Annotated in this window: 17 protein-coding genes; 9 read left to right on the top strand and 8 right to left on the bottom strand. The window is 44.4% G+C overall.

Annotated elements, in window-relative coordinates; all coding sequences use genetic code 11:
* Positions 1-15: 15 nt before the first annotated feature.
* Positions 16-1,311 (bottom strand): TldD/PmbA family protein, encoded by a 1,296-nt coding sequence (locus PN499_RS17255; RefSeq protein ID WP_272033328.1) that lies wholly within the window; start codon positions 1,309-1,311, stop codon positions 16-18.
* 128 nt (positions 1,312-1,439) lie between these two features.
* Positions 1,440-2,300, bottom strand: coding sequence for a Tab2/Atab2 family RNA-binding protein (locus tag PN499_RS17250; protein WP_272033327.1), 861 nt, complete (start codon positions 2,298-2,300; stop codon positions 1,440-1,442).
* 105 nt (positions 2,301-2,405) lie between these two features.
* Between PN499_RS17250 and smpB the strand changes: the two genes are divergently transcribed.
* Positions 2,406-2,885, top strand: a complete 480-nt coding sequence (gene smpB / locus PN499_RS17245) for an SsrA-binding protein SmpB (protein WP_007353216.1) — start codon at positions 2,406-2,408, stop codon at positions 2,883-2,885.
* A gap of 13 nt (positions 2,886-2,898) precedes the next feature.
* Here the strand turns inward: smpB and PN499_RS17240 are convergent, their stop codons facing one another.
* Positions 2,899-4,119, bottom strand: coding sequence for a Rid family detoxifying hydrolase (locus PN499_RS17240; protein ID WP_272033326.1), 1,221 nt, complete (start codon positions 4,117-4,119; stop codon positions 2,899-2,901).
* Positions 4,120-4,536: 417 nt separating this feature from the next.
* Between PN499_RS17240 and PN499_RS17235 the strand changes: the two genes are divergently transcribed.
* The 4 genes from PN499_RS17235 to PN499_RS17220 all read left to right on the top strand — a co-directional run bounded on the left by PN499_RS17235 (position 4,537) and on the right by PN499_RS17220 (position 7,176).
* Positions 4,537-5,139: a Uma2 family endonuclease gene (locus tag PN499_RS17235; protein ID WP_272033325.1), complete on the top strand. Its 603-nt coding sequence runs from the start codon at positions 4,537-4,539 to the stop codon at positions 5,137-5,139.
* 189 nt (positions 5,140-5,328) lie between these two features.
* Positions 5,329-6,321, top strand: coding sequence for a threo-3-hydroxy-L-aspartate ammonia-lyase (locus PN499_RS17230; protein WP_272033324.1), 993 nt, complete (start codon positions 5,329-5,331; stop codon positions 6,319-6,321).
* A gap of 235 nt (positions 6,322-6,556) precedes the next feature.
* Positions 6,557-6,862, top strand: coding sequence for a small RNA NsiR4-regulated ssr1528 family protein (locus tag PN499_RS17225; RefSeq protein WP_007353220.1), 306 nt, complete (start codon positions 6,557-6,559; stop codon positions 6,860-6,862).
* A gap of 83 nt (positions 6,863-6,945) precedes the next feature.
* Positions 6,946-7,176 carry a hypothetical protein gene (locus PN499_RS17220; protein WP_007353221.1) on the top strand — a complete coding sequence of 77 codons (231 nt, stop codon included), beginning with the start codon at positions 6,946-6,948 and terminating at the stop codon, positions 7,174-7,176.
* 53 nt (positions 7,177-7,229) lie between these two features.
* On the opposite strand, the gene PN499_RS17215 is transcribed toward PN499_RS17220, so the two are convergent.
* Both PN499_RS17215 and PN499_RS17210 read right to left on the bottom strand, forming a co-directional pair.
* The gene (locus PN499_RS17215; RefSeq protein WP_272033323.1) at positions 7,230-8,168 is read right to left on the bottom strand and encodes an NAD(P)H-dependent glycerol-3-phosphate dehydrogenase; all 939 of its coding nucleotides are present in this window, start codon (positions 8,166-8,168) and stop codon (positions 7,230-7,232) included.
* Positions 8,169-8,271: 103 nt separating this feature from the next.
* Positions 8,272-8,700, bottom strand: coding sequence for an NUDIX hydrolase (locus PN499_RS17210; RefSeq protein WP_272033322.1), 429 nt, complete (start codon positions 8,698-8,700; stop codon positions 8,272-8,274).
* A gap of 78 nt (positions 8,701-8,778) precedes the next feature.
* On the opposite strand from PN499_RS17210, the gene PN499_RS17205 reads away from it, so the two are divergent.
* The 3 genes from PN499_RS17205 (at position 8,779) to malQ (ending at position 11,331) form a co-directional block, all read left to right on the top strand.
* Entirely contained in the window at positions 8,779-9,171 is a 393-nt protein-coding gene (locus tag PN499_RS17205) for a type II toxin-antitoxin system HicB family antitoxin (protein WP_272033321.1), read from the top strand.
* Positions 9,168-9,587: a type II toxin-antitoxin system VapC family toxin gene (locus PN499_RS17200; protein ID WP_272033320.1), complete on the top strand. Its 420-nt coding sequence runs from the start codon at positions 9,168-9,170 to the stop codon at positions 9,585-9,587. The genes PN499_RS17205 and PN499_RS17200 overlap by 4 nt, the downstream gene beginning before the upstream one ends.
* A 235-nt stretch (positions 9,588-9,822) precedes the next feature.
* Positions 9,823-11,331, top strand: a complete 1,509-nt coding sequence (gene malQ, locus PN499_RS17195; protein ID WP_272033319.1) for a 4-alpha-glucanotransferase — start codon at positions 9,823-9,825, stop codon at positions 11,329-11,331.
* A 99-nt stretch (positions 11,332-11,430) separates the two neighbouring features.
* On the opposite strand, the gene PN499_RS17190 is transcribed toward malQ, so the two are convergent.
* Together PN499_RS17190 and PN499_RS17185 are read right to left on the bottom strand one after the other, a co-directional pair.
* Positions 11,431-12,525: a helix-turn-helix domain-containing protein gene (locus PN499_RS17190; RefSeq protein ID WP_272033318.1), complete on the bottom strand. Its 1,095-nt coding sequence runs from the start codon at positions 12,523-12,525 to the stop codon at positions 11,431-11,433.
* Positions 12,522-13,313 carry a pseudouridine synthase gene (locus PN499_RS17185; RefSeq protein WP_272033317.1) on the bottom strand — a complete coding sequence of 264 codons (792 nt, stop codon included), beginning with the start codon at positions 13,311-13,313 and terminating at the stop codon, positions 12,522-12,524. The genes PN499_RS17190 and PN499_RS17185 overlap by 4 nt, the downstream gene beginning before the upstream one ends.
* 429 nt (positions 13,314-13,742) lie before the next feature.
* On the opposite strand from PN499_RS17185, the gene PN499_RS17180 reads away from it, so the two are divergent.
* The gene (locus PN499_RS17180; protein ID WP_272033316.1) at positions 13,743-14,561 is read left to right on the top strand and encodes an LmeA family phospholipid-binding protein; all 819 of its coding nucleotides are present in this window, start codon (positions 13,743-13,745) and stop codon (positions 14,559-14,561) included.
* A 152-nt stretch (positions 14,562-14,713) separates the two neighbouring features.
* Here the strand turns inward: PN499_RS17180 and PN499_RS17175 are convergent, their stop codons facing one another.
* Positions 14,714-16,444 carry a helicase HerA domain-containing protein gene (locus tag PN499_RS17175; RefSeq protein ID WP_272033329.1) on the bottom strand — a complete coding sequence of 577 codons (1,731 nt, stop codon included), beginning with the start codon at positions 16,442-16,444 and terminating at the stop codon, positions 14,714-14,716.
* Positions 16,445-16,540: the final 96 nt, after the last annotated feature.

Here is a 16,540-nt window from a genome sequence, read left to right as displayed (position 1 = left end):
TCCCTAGCCCCTCTTCTAATTTCGACCCGTAACTGACAATCCCTCTACAATTACAGAAGGGGTGTAACAAGAACCGTTCCACTCCGCATCGCTTCCTAATTCTACAAGTTGCTTAAGGGCTGTGTAAACATTTCCCGCAACCATTGTATCTTTAACTCTGCCAATTATTTGACCATTTTTTACTCTGTAGCCAAGTTCGACATTAATAGAAAACTCGCCAGAAATCCCAGCACTTCCCCCTAGCATTTGATCGACGATCAATCCGTCATCTAGTTGGGCAATTAAATCAATTAAACTCCGTTTTCCTGGTTGAATTAACTCATTAAATAAGCCCGGAGTTGGATAACTCCCTAAACCAGGGCGGAAGCCGTTACCGGTTGTACCGCTACCTAAGATTTTCCCCGTAGTGCGATCGGCATAAAAGAGCTGCAAAACTCCTTTTTGGATGAATACAATCGGGCGGGTAGGTGTTCCTTCGTCGTCAAAGGGACAGCTATATGGCCCTGCATCGGGTGCTTGGGAAAGGGTGAGGAGGGGGGAGGTTACGGGCTCGCCGAGGCGATCGCTCCAAGGTGAGGCCCCTTCGAGCACGAGTTTGCCGTTGAGGGCCGCAGAAACTGTTCCCCACAGGAGATCCGCTGCTTTGGCTGTAAATAAAACAGGTACTCTTCCTGTGGGAGGGGCGACATTTTCTTTTGCCCAGTTTAAACGCTGTAATATCCGCTTGGTTAAATCTGCCGGATCGAGGTTTTCTCGCTGGGTTTCGCCATCGGAGACGTTCAAGAAATCTTCTCCTCGTACCCATTCCGCACCTAGATAGCCGCTTAACGTTGTGTCTGTATAGCTGCTATCTAATCCGAAGGAATTGAGTAAGCGAATGCTTTCCACTTCGCAGTCAAATTCAGCACTACAGAGGATTTCTGGGTAGGATTCTCGAATGGTGGCGATCGCATCTTTTCCCCAAGTTACTAACTGTTCTACTGCTACCGATTGTCCTAAATCTGGGTAGGAAGTCTGCGAACCTGTTGTTAATTCTATTGTCTCCGGGACACCGAGCTCAGAAAGGGCGATCGCGCGATCGATCAAAGCTTGGGGTTCTACAGATCCATAGGCTACTGCTAAACCCGGACGACCATCTCGCCATAGCCGCAACCCAGTTCCTTCTGATTCGATACTTTCGAGTTGTTTGAGCCGATTCGCTTCAAAAAACACTGGTCGCGAATGCGATCGCGACTGAAATACCTCGGCGGCTTGTGCCCCAGCTTTAGCTGCTAACTCTAGCAGTTGTTCTGCTGATTGGTCGTTGCTCATTGCTAATTGTTATTTGTTAGTTGTTAGTTGTTAGGTGTTAACGGTTAACTGTTAACTGTTAACGGTTAACTGTTAACGGTTAACGGTTAACTGTTAACATCTATGCAATCTATTACTTACTTCCTTTCCTAAAGATTAAATTCTTGTAGTAGCCAAAATCCGGCGAAAGACTCAGCTTCAGGATGGGACTGGATAGCTAAAAAATGTACTTGATTGGCTGCAACCTTGGCTGATTCAAAGCCTTTGACTTCGGCGACAATACTTAAATCTCTGAGATTAGCTAAAATCCAGCGATCGCTAGCTCCCGTCTCTAACACTAACCTTGCAGGAGGGCCGCCATCAAAGGTCACAAAAGCTAATTCCAAACCCGACATCCACGCGGCTAATGCTGTGGCCCTCGACGAGAAAATAATCAGTCCCGGAATTGGTGTCTGAGGCTTTAGCCCAAAGGCCTCTAGCCCAAAAGCTTCCCCAAACTCAATCTCCCACTCGGACATTTCCTCAAAAGCCTCAACTGGTAGAGTCACAAAACTCCATTTCTCGCCAAGGAGAGCCTCTGGTAGAGCTTGCGGGATCTCAGAGCTATATTGCACAGAAGGAGTTAAGCCAGATTGAAAGCCAGGGTGAGTGGGATAGACATCCTCCATCCGTTCTCGCAGCCACTGTTGTAGGGCATAGGTACGGCGGCTGGGGGCGGTGGGAATGTGCAACTCTTCGCAAGCTTTGACAATCATGTTGGTCATCTGGCGGCGAAAAAAGCGGATTTTTTCAGGAGGGGAAGGGGAGGATGCGATCGCTTCTTTGATAGCCGCCGCCAGCCATAAGGAGTTCACGGTAGAACTTGGACAAAACTGGGAGTAGCGAAACAATGACTCTGACTTGTCGCCTACATTTAGGGGACTCTCGCAAATCAAGACTTCCCAGAGTTTTTTCTGTTGGTCGTCCACAATCGGACGGCTGTAATAATCGAGTTCCCAGATAGTTGCCATGCGCTAGTCTTAATCAATTCTGTCCTGATAACACTTTAAAACTAAAGGGCAACAATTTTGAGGAAATACTTCCCTGACTACAGGCCGACACGCTAAATTAGATTAATGAGTGAAAAGAGTGAAAAGAAGAGCGAAGGCTACAAAATAATCAGCGACAACCGCCAAGCCCGCTTTCTCTATGAAATATTAGAGACTTACCAGGTTGGAATTGAGCTGAAGGGCACCGAAGTCAAATCGATTCGGGAAGGCAAAGTCAATTTGCGTGACGGCTATGCCTTAGTTCGCAATGGCGAAGTCTGGCTGATTAATGCCCACATTTCGCCTTGGGGAAAGGCTAGCGATTATTTTAACCACGATCCCCGCCGCACCCGCAAACTGTTGATGCACAAACAGGAAATCCGCAAGTTGCTAGGTAAGGTGGAGCAACAGGGCTTGACTTTGGTACCGTTGAAGATGTATTTCAAGAGCGGCTGGGTGAAACTTGATATTGCTTTGGGGAAAGGGAAGAAGCTACACGATAAGCGGGATAGTATTAAGGAACGGGATGATAAGCGAAGTATTGAACGGGCGATGAAGCAGTTTTAATTGTCGAATTTGATTAAATTACGGCAATGCAATCTATCTCGACTAAGACATCTTTTGGTAAGCGAGAAACTTCGACGCAGGCCCGTGCGGGTGCTGTTGTGCTATCAAAATATTTGCCATAGATGGCATTAACAGCGGCAAAATCGTTCATGTCTTTGAGATAAATGGTGGTTTTGACGACATCTAACCAAGTAGCACCGGCTTCTGTGAGGATGGCTTCAATATTTGCCATGACTTGTTCTGTTTGTTTGTTTATGTCTTCGGTGTAGACGACTTGGTTAATGCGGATGTCGATCGCAATTTGACCGGCTACGAAGATCATTGTACCGCTAGCTGCGATCGCTTGATTGTAGGGGCCTACTGGTTTGGGTGCGTTTTCGGTACAGATAATTTTGCGTGTCATAGTTATTGAATTTTCTGATTTTTGGTTAGAGGTTTCTGGGTTATAAATTTCTCCATCGGGCATTATTGCACCTGTGAGATCGGCATCCTTGATGCTCAGTCCATAAGTTTTTGCGTCAGTCAAATCTGCTCTTTTCAGATTAGCTCCACTTAAATTTGCCCTCATTAAATTTGCCCCTTGCAGATTGGCTCTTTCTAAATTTGCCCCTCGCAGACAAGTTTTTTTGAGGTTAGCTTCTCCCAAGTCTGCTATACTCAAATCGACATCAGACATATTAATACCTGACAAGTCAAATTTATGCAAATTGACTGCCCGGAGTTTTGCTCGTTGCAGTTTTGCATCTTGGAGTTTTACGCCAGTTAGGTTAGTCGCCGTTAAATCTGCTCCAGTCAAATTAGCCCCAGTCAGATTTGCATTACTCAAGTTTGCTCTACTTAAGTCTGCATCAAGGAAAGAGGCTCGACTTAGGTTGGCAGATTTGAGGTTTGTACCGCTCAGCTTTGCTTTGTCCAAGTTGGCATTACTGAAATTAGAATTACTTAGGTTTGCCCCATTTAAATCTGTACTACTGAAGTCTGCCAAGCTTAGATTTGCTGAATCACACCTTGCCTTACTTAAATCTGCATTTGTTAGGGATGCCCTACTGAAGTTGACCCCAAAAAGGTTAGCATGAGCTAGGTTTACCTCACTTAAGTCGGCTCCACTCAAATCTGTGTTTGTTAGGTTTATTTCACTCAGGTCTGCACCTTTAAGGTCTACCCCACTGAGATTTTGTTTGTCAAAATCCCGATGTCCATCTGCAAATCTTTCTAGCAGTTCCTCAGCGTCCATAGTTACCCCCATTCTCAACCCTCTTAACTCAGTCTACCACCTAATGTCTAACCGAGCGCAAATTTATTTATACTGATATCTTGCATCATATTTGATCGGGCCTGGCGAATAGAATTCGCGGCTACACAAACGAAGTCCGCCTACGCGGACTCAAAGATAATTTCAACCCGCGAAGGCGGGTTTTGTCTGTGTAGGCGCGGTTTCAACCGCCGGGTAAATACAATTAATTTCAACCCGCGCAGGCGGGTTTTGTTTGTGTAGACGCGGTTTCAACCGCCGGGTCTAAATCCGGTCTAAATCCGGTCTAAATCCGGTCTAAATCCGGTCTAAATCTGGTCTAAATCTGTATAATTGGTAAAGACCCAAAGCTTCAAGCATGATAAAATTATCCTTAATAACTAATAACAGACACCTGAAATGATTGCTAACCCAGAATTCCGTTACATGACTCCCCAAGAATATCTAGAATGGGAAGAACAACAACCGATTAAATATGAATATGTCAACGGTGAAGCCTTCGCCATGACAGGCGGGACTATTCCACACAACGATATTGCTGTTAATTTAGCAACAGCTTTGAAAAATTATTTAGGTCGGAAAGGGTTTAAAGCTTTGATGGCAGATGCCAAAGTTAGGATATCTGAAAATGGCCCTTTTCACTACCCCGATGTTATGGTAACTTGCGATGAAAGAGACAGACGCGCTATCGAATTTATCCAATATCCTTGTCTAATTGTTGAAGTCCTCTCCCCTAGTACAGAAGGATTTGATAGAGGTAAGAAATTCACCAATTACCGCCGCATCAATACATTGAGAGAATATGTCCTGATCGACGCTCAAGAAATTAGCATTGAGTGCTACCGCCTCAACGATCAAAATAAATGGGAACTCACCCACTACCAAATTGATGAAACTACCTCAGAAGGAACTGAACCAGAAGTTTGCTTAACTAGCATTGACTTCCGCTTTCCTATTTCTCTCGTCTATGAAGATGTAGAACTTCCCGCAGAAAATCAATAACATAAACTTTGTTGCTGGAAATCAATACTCGCTTAAAAAAACATTAAATTATTGATAAGTAAGTGGACATAAATAAACGCTATAATTTGTAAGGTGGGCGCTCGCCAAAAACCATATTCTGCTATGATTTAAAGGCTTTTTGCGGCGATCGCCCACCCTACGTTTAATTTAGACTACTGAGGTTAAAAAATGATTGATAACTTCTCTAATTCTATTGCCTTACCCGTAAGTATTGCCGATATTGAGTCTGCGGCAACACGCCTAAATGGTCAGGTAAATAGAACGCCTGTATTCACTTCCCATACTTTTAATAAGATCGCAAATTCTCAAGTATTTTTTAAGTGCGAAAACTTCCAGCGCACAGGTTCATTTAAGTTTCGCGGCGCGTACAATGCTCTATCTCAACTATCAGTAGAACAAAAACAGCAAGGAGTTCTAACTTTCTCTTCGGGAAACCACGCACAGGCGATCGCACTAGCGGGACAATTACTCGGAATTAGCACAACTATTATCATGCCTGCCGATGCTCCCATCGTCAAGCAAGAGGCAACTCGCGGCTATGGGGCCGAGATTATTTTTTATGAGCGATCGCAGACTTCAAGAGAGGAACTTTGCCAACAAATAGCTAGCGATCGCGGCTCTACAATTATCCCTCCCTACGATCACCCCCACGTCATCGCTGGCCAGGGTACAACGGCGTTAGAACTCATAGAAGAAGTTGGGGAATTAGACCTATTACTGGTATGTTGCGGCGGCGGAGGTTTGCTTTCCGGGTGCGCGATCGCCACTAAGGCGCGATCGCCTCAATGTCGAGTCATTGGCGTGGAACCGGAACAAGCAGATGATGCGGCGCGATCGTTCCGCACCAAAACGCTACAAACTGTTGATAATCCTGATACTATTGCTGATGGTGCGCGGACTCCTTTTTTAGGTAAATTAACATTTCCTTTAATCCTTCATTATGTTGACGACATCGTAACAGTTTCCGAAGATGCTATTCGCAAAACAATGTTTTTTATGTGGGAACGAATGAAACTTGTGGTCGAACCTACAGGCACTTTAGCAGCAGCAGCTTTGTTAGAAAATATTGTTAAAGCTGAAGGTTTGCGGGTTGGCGTAATTGTCAGCGGTGGGAATGTGGATCTAAAACTTGTTAATCAATTTTTTCCGCCTATAAATTGAAATTTATAGAGGACTTACGCACACTTTACGTAACGCCGCCATCTTGGCGGTAAAGTAGAATGTAGGTTGAGGCGCGAGTGCAGCGAAACCTAACAGCAGGATTGTAGTAAGATCGATTTCCTTACTATCAGAATTATTCATCATTATGTTTAATTATATCTACATACCGAACAGCGATCCCGAACTCCGATAGTGATAAAATGCTTGAGTGGTAAATTTTTGATTGTATTCTCCAATGTCTAGCGAAACAAACTCAACAGATAAAACAACAACTGGTGCTGATGCTATTGACGTAGCGATCGCATCGGGTCTGGATTTTGACGGTACTCCCATCCCTACAGCTAAACTAGAACTATATAACAAAGTCATGGGTTTAGAAGCCGGAAGACAGCGCAGCGGTGTCTCAAATACAATGCGATCGCGCATCGTGCGAATAGGCGCTAAGCACATCCCCCAAGCAGAGCTCAATCAAATGCTTGCTGATGCAAACTTTGCTCCCCTTAAAGACAAAGAAATTGCCTTTTATTACAGTGGTAAGTAAAGATTATCTACCCTTTTAGGCAGATGAAATGCCCTTCCAGGATCGGTCAAAATTTTTGATAAATCCTAGTGGAGGGTAAATTTATGGCTAGCAACGGAAATTCAGTCATTAGTAACCTTGAGTACGATTTGCTGACAGTCTTGCAAAACAAATCTGAAGCAATTAAAGCCTACGAAACTTACATAAACGACGCTCAGGAAACTGGCTCTAACCCCTGTGCAGAACTGTTCCAAAAATTGAAGCAGACAGACATGGATCAAGCACAGGAGATCCGCCAACACCTTCAAGAAGTGATGCAGAAAGGCAAAATGTAATTTATCATTTGAAGTAGAGGTGGATAAATCCGCCTCTACTATTTAAAATTACCTTAACTATTTAGATTATTTGGGACATTAGTCTCTGGCTTCACAGTTCTTTCCATCAATGCTGCGACAGCTTGCTCAGGCGTAATTATACCATTAATTAAACGATAAACTTGAGTAGAAACAGGCACTTCAATACCCTGCTTTTTAGCCAGATCGATCAATACATTAGTAGTATTTACCCCTTCAGCAGTGCTCTGTAACTCTTCCAAAACCTGCTCTAAAGATTTGCCTTGAGCGAGCCCATAACCAACCCTATAATTGCGCGATAAAGCACTATTACAAGTCGCAAGTAAATCTCCCAAACCAGATAACCCATAAAAGGTTTCAACTTGAGCTCCCAAACGCACACCTACGCGAATTATTTCTGGTAAAGCGCGGGTAAGAAGAGCAGATTTAGCATTAGTTCCCAAATGCAAACCATCACAGACACCAGCCGCGATCGCAAACACATTTTTTAAAGTTCCCCCCAACTCAGTACCCAGAGGATCGCTATTAATATAAACCCGAAAAATATCGGAACTGAAAATATCTTGTACCCGTTTCGCCGCCGCTAAATCGATACTAGCAGCAACGGTCGCAGTAGGCAAACCCTGGACAATTTCTTGAGACAGATTCGGCCCCGAAAGTACAACAATAGAACGTTCGGGAAAAGCATCATGCCAAATGCGAGAAGGAGTGCGAGTAGTAACGGGGTCTAAACCTTTAGTAGCCGTAATTATGATAGCATTAGTATTTAACTTTGTCGTTTTAATTCGCTCGACTGTTTCCACAACTCCCTTCATAGAAACTGCTGAAACAATCACATCTGTTTCAATTAAAATTGAGTCTAGGTTTAAAGAACTGCTACGCGACCACAAATTAACTTGATGGCCATTATTACTAGCTAGAGTTGCCACTGCGGAACCCCAAGCACCCGCACCTAAAACTGTTAAAATTGCCATATTCTTGAAGGAAGAAGGAAGAAGGAAGACTGGGAGAGGGGGAAGATGTAGCAATTAGCTATTAGCAATTAGCTATTAGCAATTAGCCATTAGCCATTAGCAATTACAAACTCGGTCGTATTCCATAATGACGGTAACGCCAATAATCTCGCAGAATGCGATCGTGGTCAAAACAAAGTTGAGTTGGAAATCGCCAAGGTTCAAAAAGTTCTAGATTTTTAGCATCATCAGCAGCCTGGGGTTCACCTGTTGCTCCGGCCAAAAATACAATGCTAAGAGTATGTTGGCGAGGGTCACGATTGGGGTCAGAATAAACGTAGAATTGCTCAATTAATTCTACCTCTAATCCTACTTCTTCTTGAGCTTCACGCTTGGCAGCCGTTTCTACGGTTTCGCCATAATCGACAAAGCCACCAGGAATAGCCCAACCGTAGGGAGGATTGCATCGTTCGATTAGTATAATCGGTCTCGCGGGGCGATCGATTAATTCGATAATAATGTCAACTGTAGGAGTAGGATTGCGGTACGTCACAGATTTGGGTAAAAATTATACTAATTTTATAATACTAGGAAGTTATAATTTATGAAAGAGTTGTAGAGAGGTAATTTTATGACTACCAATGTTACTGCCCCATCGGAAAAATCAACATCGGAAAAATCGACTAAGCTAACTTACCCGGTTATGCTTGAAAAGCAAGAAAATGAAGGATATAGAGCGACAGTATTGGGCTGGCCAGAGTGTCAAGCTTTTGGTTCTACCCGCGAAGAAGCTTTGACCAGTTTACGCCAGATTGTAACAGAGCGCTTAGACAAAGTAGAAATAGTTTCTCTAGAAATAGATCGCCCAAAACCAGAGCATCCTTGGATGAAGTTTGCGGGAATGTTCAAAGACGATCCCTACTTCGATGAGATGCAAGCTGATATAGCAGCTTTACGTCGCGAACGAGATGAGCAAATGGAAGCTTATTACCGTCAAATCGATGCTGAGGAAGAGACAAAATGAGTTTGTGGGTACTCGATACTGATCATGTTTCGCTTTTTCAACAAAATCATCCAATAGTTAGTAGTCGGATTAGTGCAGTCAAGTCTGAAGAAATTGCTGTTACTGTTATTACAGTAGAAGAACAATTTTATGGGCGGCTTAATCAGATTAGAAGGGCTAAATCAGCAGATGCAATATTATCAGCCTATGCAAGATTGAGAGCTACATTAAATTATTTCAAAACTGTCAATTTGCTCGATTTCGACCAGGAAGCTTACAATTGCTATACCGAATTAGTTCGCCAAAAAGTCCGCATAGGTACGCAAGATTTACGAATTGCTGCTTGTGTGATTTCCCGATCTGGGGTTTTAGTAACTCGCAATCGACAAGATTTTGAGCGCGTTCCTGCTTTGAGATTTGAAGATTGGACAATATAACTATTTTGTTGGGTTCGGCCTTCTCTACTCTCTCGTCAAAATTAAACTTAAATGACGAGCGCCCTTACCACAAATTCAAGTAAGTAAAATATGCGATAATAAAAAACTGTTCTTAGCCTAATCCGGCACTGAAACACAACCGTAAACACTAGGATCAGAAATACCATTTGTAGGTAAAAGTGTCAAGCACTCTCTACAAAATACCCAACTCTATACTCTATATTTTAGGTTGCTTATGCCTTTTCGCAGATCGAGCGGTCTTTTACTCCATCCCACATCCTTTCCGAGTCGATTCGGGATTGGAGATATGGGATTAGAAGCGTATCGCTTCATTGACTTTTTAGCAGACAACAATCAACAATACTGGCAATTATTGCCCCTCGGCCCAACGGGATATGGCAATTCCCCCTATATGTGCTATTCAGCAATGGCGGGAAATCCATTTTTAATTAGCCCCGATCGCTTGCGAGATGAGGGTTTGTTAACAGACGAAGACTTCGCACAGCTACCAGGATTTCCTCTTGATACTGTAGACTTCGATCGCGCCATTCAAACTAAACTTCCCCTCCTACAAAAAGCTGGCGAAAACTTCAAGGTTCAAGCCACTTCTATGCAGCAAACTGAATTTGCGGGTTTTTGCGAAAGCAAGGCTCACTGGCTAGAAGATTACGCCTTATTTATGGCCTTAAAAGATACCTTTCAAGGTACGAGTTGGCATACTTGGGAACCAGCAATTGCTAAACGTCAACCAGAGACTTTAGAACTGTGGCGGACAAAGCTAACTGCGGAAATTTTTCACCACAAATACCTCCAATTCGAGTTTTTCCGTCAGTGGACAGAATTAAAGCGCTATGCAAACCTGCGGGGCATTAAAATAATTGGTGATATTCCCATTTATGTATCTCATGATAGCGCTGATGTTTGGTCTCATCCTGAAACATTTTGCTTAGAAGAAGAATCTCGTCTTCCAGCTTTAATGGCCGGAGTTCCCCCCGATTACTTCAGCGCCACAGGTCAATTATGGGGCAATCCAGTCTATAATTGGGAGCAACTACAAGCAGATAATTTTCATTGGTGGGTGCAGCGTTTCCAGAGTATTTTCGATTGCGTAGACGTAACTCGGATCGATCATTTCCGAGGTTTTGATGCTTACTGGGCAGTTCCCCAAGGTGAAAAAACTGCTATGAACGGTACTTGGATTAAAGCACCCGGAACGGCATTGTTTGACGTAATTCAAGAGAAATTTGGCAGCTTGCCAATTATTGCCGAAGATTTAGGCGTAATTACCCCAGAAGTAGAAGCGCTACGGGATAAATTTGAGTTTCCAGGGATGAAGATTTTGCAATTCGCTTTTGGTGGCGCTCGCGATAATGCTTTTTTACCTTTTAATTATGTCCGCAACTGTGTAGTTTACACCGGCACTCACGATAATGACACAACTATCGGCTGGTTTGAACAACTCCAACCCTACGAAAGAGATTTCTTCTTGGGTTATTTAGGCTGCGTCGATCCTCAAGGAATCCACTGGTCTTTGATCCGGTTGGCCTTGAGTTCGATTGCGGATATAGCGATCCTTCCCGTTCAGGATATTTTAGGTTTAGGAAATATTGCTCGGATGAATTTTCCGGGCAAAGAAGAGGGGAACTGGGGCTGGCGGTATCGGTCTGGGGCTTTGAATCAGGAAATAGGCGATCGCCTTAATTCCCTCACCAATCTCTACGGCCGAGCGCCCATCAAAGAATGAAAACCCCAGAAGAAGGAAGAAGGAAGAAAGATTTAGTTATCTAGGAGAGAAGAAAGAATGCTTATACAGCAAGCTTTTTTCCCTCAATAAAAACCAGGTTCACCCTTGATCTTTCCTCTTTTCTGTCGCCGCCGGGGACTCATTAGCTTTTAAGACCACTTCTTCTATAGCCCCCGGCTGTCCTAGTTGCTTGGCCTCGCCGTTATTCACAGCCAACAGTACCCCGCCAGCGTTGCCAGCCCTGAAAAACAGTTGCTCTTTCGCTTGCCAAGTCCGCTGAGTCCCCACAGGTAAATTACCCTCAAACTCAGTTTTGCCATCAACCTCAATCAATACCCAAGTTTCCTCCTTGACAGTGACGCTAATAGTCACTTGCTGATTTGCTGCTGGTTGAACTACAGCGTTAGTTGCCTTTACCGACACAGAAGGCGATCCTTGGCCTGAAGCATTGGTTACTCTTGCCGAGATCGAGGGAGTTGGCTGGTTGGAAGCATTGGTTACTTCTGCCGAGATCGAGGGAGTTGGTTGGTTGGAAGCACTCGTTACCAATGGCTGCGGCGACGAGGCATAGTCATCCCGCACAGCAGCATCAGGGAAAGAAGGCTGCTTTACCGGAGGAGTCGGAAGATTAGCCCGATCGGCCACTAAAGTGCCTTGATTTCCAGGCTGCTTGGTAACGCTTTTGCTGGGAATTGAAGCCTTAGCTGGGGGTTTCGATGCCGTCACCCCTGTTTCGGCTGTATCCGCTGTATCAGAACGACCGATCGCTTGAGATAGACCGTTCACAGACGCGACAATCACAAATAGATAAAGCAGGTACAGGTGTATCGGTCGCAGTTGAGCTAGGGGCAAATCTCGCCAAGAGGTTTTTGGAGGTTCCAGTATCGGTGTTGCAGGGCAAAAGTTGGCAAACTGTTCGCCATCTAAACCCATTGCCTCCGCGTAGCGCTTGATCAAGCCTTGGGTGTAGACGGGTTCGGGCAGTTCGTCGAGTTCCCCTTCCTCAATAGCTTGCAGCAGGCGCGATCGAATCATCGTTACTACCGACACTCGTTCTAAGGAGATTGAGTGCTGTTCTCGGAATTGGCGGAGTTGAGCGCCAATTTCTGCAAGGCTTTGGGCCTGTTCGGTATTGGCTGACTCTAGGTTCTTCTTAGTTTTTTTGAAGAGTAAAAAAAATAAATTCTTCGTCATATGCTGTGCTCCTTGACATCTACTGGCACATTTACTGATGTTAGGTTGACTCGGTTCCACAAAAAAGTAATTTCAGAATCGAGTAGAGGTCGGTAGTGTCCTGCCGGCAATTCCGGCTCTCCTGGCGGCTGCAATAGAATTGGGCCGATTGCCGTGCGGTGCAGATGAATCACTGGGTATCCCAACTGTTCAGCGACTCGGCGCACCTGTCGATTTCTCCCCTCGTAAAGAATTACTTCCAAAAGTGTCTGGGAACCGTTACGCTCTTGCACTCTAACTTGAGCTGGCAATGTCATTCTGCGTGATAGGAGAACGCCCTGACTCCACGTTTGCAATACCGATTTTGGGGGATCGCCTTCTACCCAAACTTGATAAGTTTTGGGGACGCAATGGCGGGGATGGGTCAAAGCGAAGGTGAGATTACCGTCGTTGGTGAGCAGCAGAGCTCCTGTGGATTCTACATCTAAGCGCCCTACTGGGTGAATGCCGCAACCGGCACGCAGTTTGGGCGGTAACAGATCTAGGACTGTGGTGCGCTGTGCGGGATCGGAGCAAGTTGAAACGACTCCGGCTGGTTTGTTGAGTAACAAATAGACCGGCTGGGGTCGGCGCTCTGATTTGACGCGCACTCCGTCAACTTCTATGCGATCGCTCACAGGATTAGCTTTTTGTCCTAGCTGGACACTATTGCCATTAACTCGCACTCGTCCAGCGAGAATCATCTCTTCTGCTTGGCGGCGAGAGGCAATGCCCCACTGGGCGAGTATTTTTTGCAGCCTTTCATCCATACAGCGGACGGCTTGGGGGAGTTATCGAATCAATAAAGGACAAGCTAAATCTTTGCATGATTTAGATGACTATGTACAAATATTACAGGAATAGTTGCTGTCTGGATGTTTCTGTTTTCGATCGCGCTGCTGAGTTGAGGGTTTATGGTTGTGCTGGTGGTGGGAGATGCCCTCGATCTGAGTCTTGTGAGACTTGTCTGGGAAGGCGCTGAGGCTATCCTTGGCAGTTTCGGCCGCAGGTAGCGCCAGTCCGAGCCTGACAATTTACTTTTAGATCGGTCAATGGCTGAGGGGTTAGACCCCTCATTACATCAATGTATCATAAGAAATAACTCTGGAAACCCCTTTGACTAGAGTTAGGGACGAGAAAAGTAGGGGTTTAATAAAGTGCAACTTCACATTAAATTGGTATAAGTTCTGAAGTTGGCTATGGCTATGGGTTTTGATTCTCCCCAATCGGGTGATGGTGCTGGTGAGGTTAATGAATTGGGGAATGGCGATGCCTCCGGCTGGCTGCGCCTACGCGCTTTATTGTCTGAGGAATCTCTAGGGGGTAAAGGTAGCAGAATTGTCAGTGCGGTATTGTCTCCAGCCGTGCAATTGCTGTTGAGATCGCAGGTTTCTCAGGTAAAGGAATTATCTGTGGAGATTTCGGGTAGCGATCGCCAAATTTTGGGCGGTACGGTTCCGAAAGTGGCGATCGCGGCTAAAGGTGCTGTATATCAAGGATTGCACTTGACTGATATTTCCCTTGTCGGTACTGGTATCCGCATCAATTTAGGTCAAGTGATTAAAGGTAAACCGCTACGGTTGTTAGAACCGATCCCGGTTGTCGGTATTGCCAGGTTAAATGAAGCTGATTTGAATACTTCACTTTCAGCACCTTTACTCGCTAAGGCTTTGAGTGATTTTTTGTTGCCGCTTTTGCCGGTAGAGGTGGGCGATCTTCAGCAGGGATTAAATTTGCAAAATCCCCAGATTAAAATTGAGGCGGGAAAGCTAATTTTAAAGGCAGGAATTTTGTTAAAGAATGGTCAACTAATTGCTTTTTTACTGCGGACTGGTTTGGGTTTGGCAAGTGGTCGCGAGTTACTATTTGAACAACCAGAAGTGGAGATTTCCCAGGGATTAAATAGGAGAAATTTAGATAGTTTTAAATTGGATTTAGGGTCAGAAGTTGACCTTGAAGAATTAATTCTAAATCCGGGTGAGTTGGTTTGTCGAGGGGGAATTAGAGTATTGCCTTAGCTTTCCCATTTTCTAGGGGCGAAGCCTGCTTTAGGCTTAGGCGGAATTTGCTTGTATAGCAGGAGGCAGGAGGAAAATGCAATACTAGAAATGGTTTGGTTGAGAATGTCCTAACCGTTGTGGCAGTTGCTATATAGCGAATTCCATTAGCACTAAAATCCTAAATCAGCCAACGCAGACTCCGCCTCTTCAAACACATCATTATCGGTCATATCTTCCCAATCAACATCGCCAATTTCCCGATAAAACTTCTCATCATAGGGACGAGTTTGCACCACAACTGGCATCGGTACAGCGTGACCTAAAACTAAAGCTTGCTGTTTAGAATCTAACTTAGATAAAACTGATCGTAAACTTTGCCCCCCAGAAACTCCGGTAAAAATTGCATCAATATCCTTATCATCATTCAGCAAAGCAGTAATCCGCGTACCAACTTGCGACATTACCTCAGCGTCAATTCCCGAAGGCCTTTGATCTACAACTAATAGGGTGACAAAATATTTCCGCATCTCCCTAGCAATTGTACCAAAAATAGTCGAACGGACAATAGCCGGGTCGAGAAAACGATGAGCTTCCTCAATTGTAATCACTAAGGGTTGAGGGCGATCGCAGGGATTTTTGCTTCTTAAAAAATTGTCTGCTTTCTTCACATAGGACTGGTGAATTCTGCGAGTAATCACATTCGCCGCTAACATATAAGATAGCATATCCGAATGAGAGCCAAACTCAATCACCACATTCTTACCCGCATCTAAAGACTGCAAAATTTGCCCGACATAATTATGATTAGAACGATTGCGAATATATTTTAGATCGTTTAACCGTTCGAGTTTTCGCTGTAACGCCATAATCGAAGACTTATTACCCCGTTTTTCTTCGCAGAACATTTGGATATCTTCATTAGTCATTGCCAGCAACTTGTTAATCCAAGAATTGCCTAACTCATTCCGCAAAATGATGGCATTTTCTATACTTGCTTCCGAAAGATTTAACTCGCGCTGCACGAGAGAAATATCTTCAACTTCTATTTGATCGTAACTCAAATAAAGTTCCATCGCATCCCGGACACCTCTGCGTTTTGTAGCTTCAGGATCGAGAGTATAAATCTCAATTTGGCTGGGAAATAACTGCCGTAAACCTTTAACTGTGCTAAATTGCTTCCCTTCCGAAACCGCTTCCCAGCCATACTCAGAGTGCATATCAAAAATCAGATTAACTGCGGCTTTTTTCCGAATTATCCCCGATAAAAGCAAGCGAGTTAAAAAAGATTTTCCGGTTCCTGACTTGCCAAAAATTCCATTACTGCGTTCTACAAACCGATCTAAATCGAGGCAAACATCAACTTCCATATCAATCGGTTGGCCGATGGCAAAATTGCGGCGGGTGGGATCGTCTTCCCAGCCAAACACTGCCCGAAAATCGCCCTCTGTCGCGTCAAAAACTTGAGAAAAATGGCTAGGAATTGTTTTTACAGGCAGTAGTTCAATATCAGCACTAGATTGCACTTCCATTGAAGACAAACTAGAATTACTAGACTTTCTTTGCTTGCTGTTACTGACATTAGGAGGAAAAATCGCCTGCTGTTTTTCTCGTTCCGCAGTCAACATCAACATCGGCGATAATTCAATTGTGCCATAAGTGCTACTGCCAGCGAGAACGGCTTGCATAAAATCATCGTTGGGGTGAGGCGGGTTGGCTAGAATGCGATCGCTAGATGTTCCTAAAGATACATCAGTCAGCATACAAAAAAAGTGCGATCGCACTCCTCGGACTACTAAAAATTTGCCTACTCTCATTTCTTCTACGGAAACATCAGGATGTAGCCGCACTTCTAATCCCTTGCTGAGGGAACCTTGAATAACTGAGCCTAAAGGTTTATCCATTTTAAATGCTAATTGGTAATTGGTAATTGGTAATTGGTAATTGGTAATTGGTAATTGGTAATTGGTAATTGGTAATTGGTAATTGAGCCTACTTCC

Source organism: Kamptonema animale CS-326 (assembly GCF_028330895.1).
Classification (GTDB): Bacteria; Cyanobacteriota; Cyanobacteriia; order Cyanobacteriales; family Microcoleaceae; genus Kamptonema; species Kamptonema formosum.
This window is presented reverse-complemented; position numbering and strand designations above follow the sequence as displayed.

Coding starts and splice junctions, on each gene's coding strand:
- PN499_RS17255 (WP_272033328.1), bottom strand. CDS start 1,311: ATGAGCAACGACCAATCAGCAGAACAACTGCTAGAGTTAGCAGCTAAA.
- PN499_RS17250 (WP_272033327.1), bottom strand. CDS start 2,300: ATGGCAACTATCTGGGAACTCGATTATTACAGCCGTCCGATTGTGGAC.
- smpB (WP_007353216.1), top strand. CDS start 2,406: ATGAGTGAAAAGAGTGAAAAGAAGAGCGAAGGCTACAAAATAATCAGC.
- PN499_RS17240 (WP_272033326.1), bottom strand. CDS start 4,119: ATGGACGCTGAGGAACTGCTAGAAAGATTTGCAGATGGACATCGGGAT.
- PN499_RS17235 (WP_272033325.1), top strand. CDS start 4,537: ATGATTGCTAACCCAGAATTCCGTTACATGACTCCCCAAGAATATCTA.
- PN499_RS17230 (WP_272033324.1), top strand. CDS start 5,329: ATGATTGATAACTTCTCTAATTCTATTGCCTTACCCGTAAGTATTGCC.
- PN499_RS17225 (WP_007353220.1), top strand. CDS start 6,557: ATGTCTAGCGAAACAAACTCAACAGATAAAACAACAACTGGTGCTGAT.
- PN499_RS17220 (WP_007353221.1), top strand. CDS start 6,946: ATGGCTAGCAACGGAAATTCAGTCATTAGTAACCTTGAGTACGATTTG.
- PN499_RS17215 (WP_272033323.1), bottom strand. CDS start 8,168: ATGGCAATTTTAACAGTTTTAGGTGCGGGTGCTTGGGGTTCCGCAGTG.
- PN499_RS17205 (WP_272033321.1), top strand. CDS start 8,779: ATGACTACCAATGTTACTGCCCCATCGGAAAAATCAACATCGGAAAAA.
- PN499_RS17200 (WP_272033320.1), top strand. CDS start 9,168: ATGAGTTTGTGGGTACTCGATACTGATCATGTTTCGCTTTTTCAACAA.
- malQ (WP_272033319.1), top strand. CDS start 9,823: ATGCCTTTTCGCAGATCGAGCGGTCTTTTACTCCATCCCACATCCTTT.
- PN499_RS17190 (WP_272033318.1), bottom strand. CDS start 12,525: ATGACGAAGAATTTATTTTTTTTACTCTTCAAAAAAACTAAGAAGAAC.
- PN499_RS17185 (WP_272033317.1), bottom strand. CDS start 13,313: ATGGATGAAAGGCTGCAAAAAATACTCGCCCAGTGGGGCATTGCCTCT.
- PN499_RS17180 (WP_272033316.1), top strand. CDS start 13,743: ATGGCTATGGGTTTTGATTCTCCCCAATCGGGTGATGGTGCTGGTGAG.
- PN499_RS17175 (WP_272033329.1), bottom strand. CDS start 16,444: ATGGATAAACCTTTAGGCTCAGTTATTCAAGGTTCCCTCAGCAAGGGA.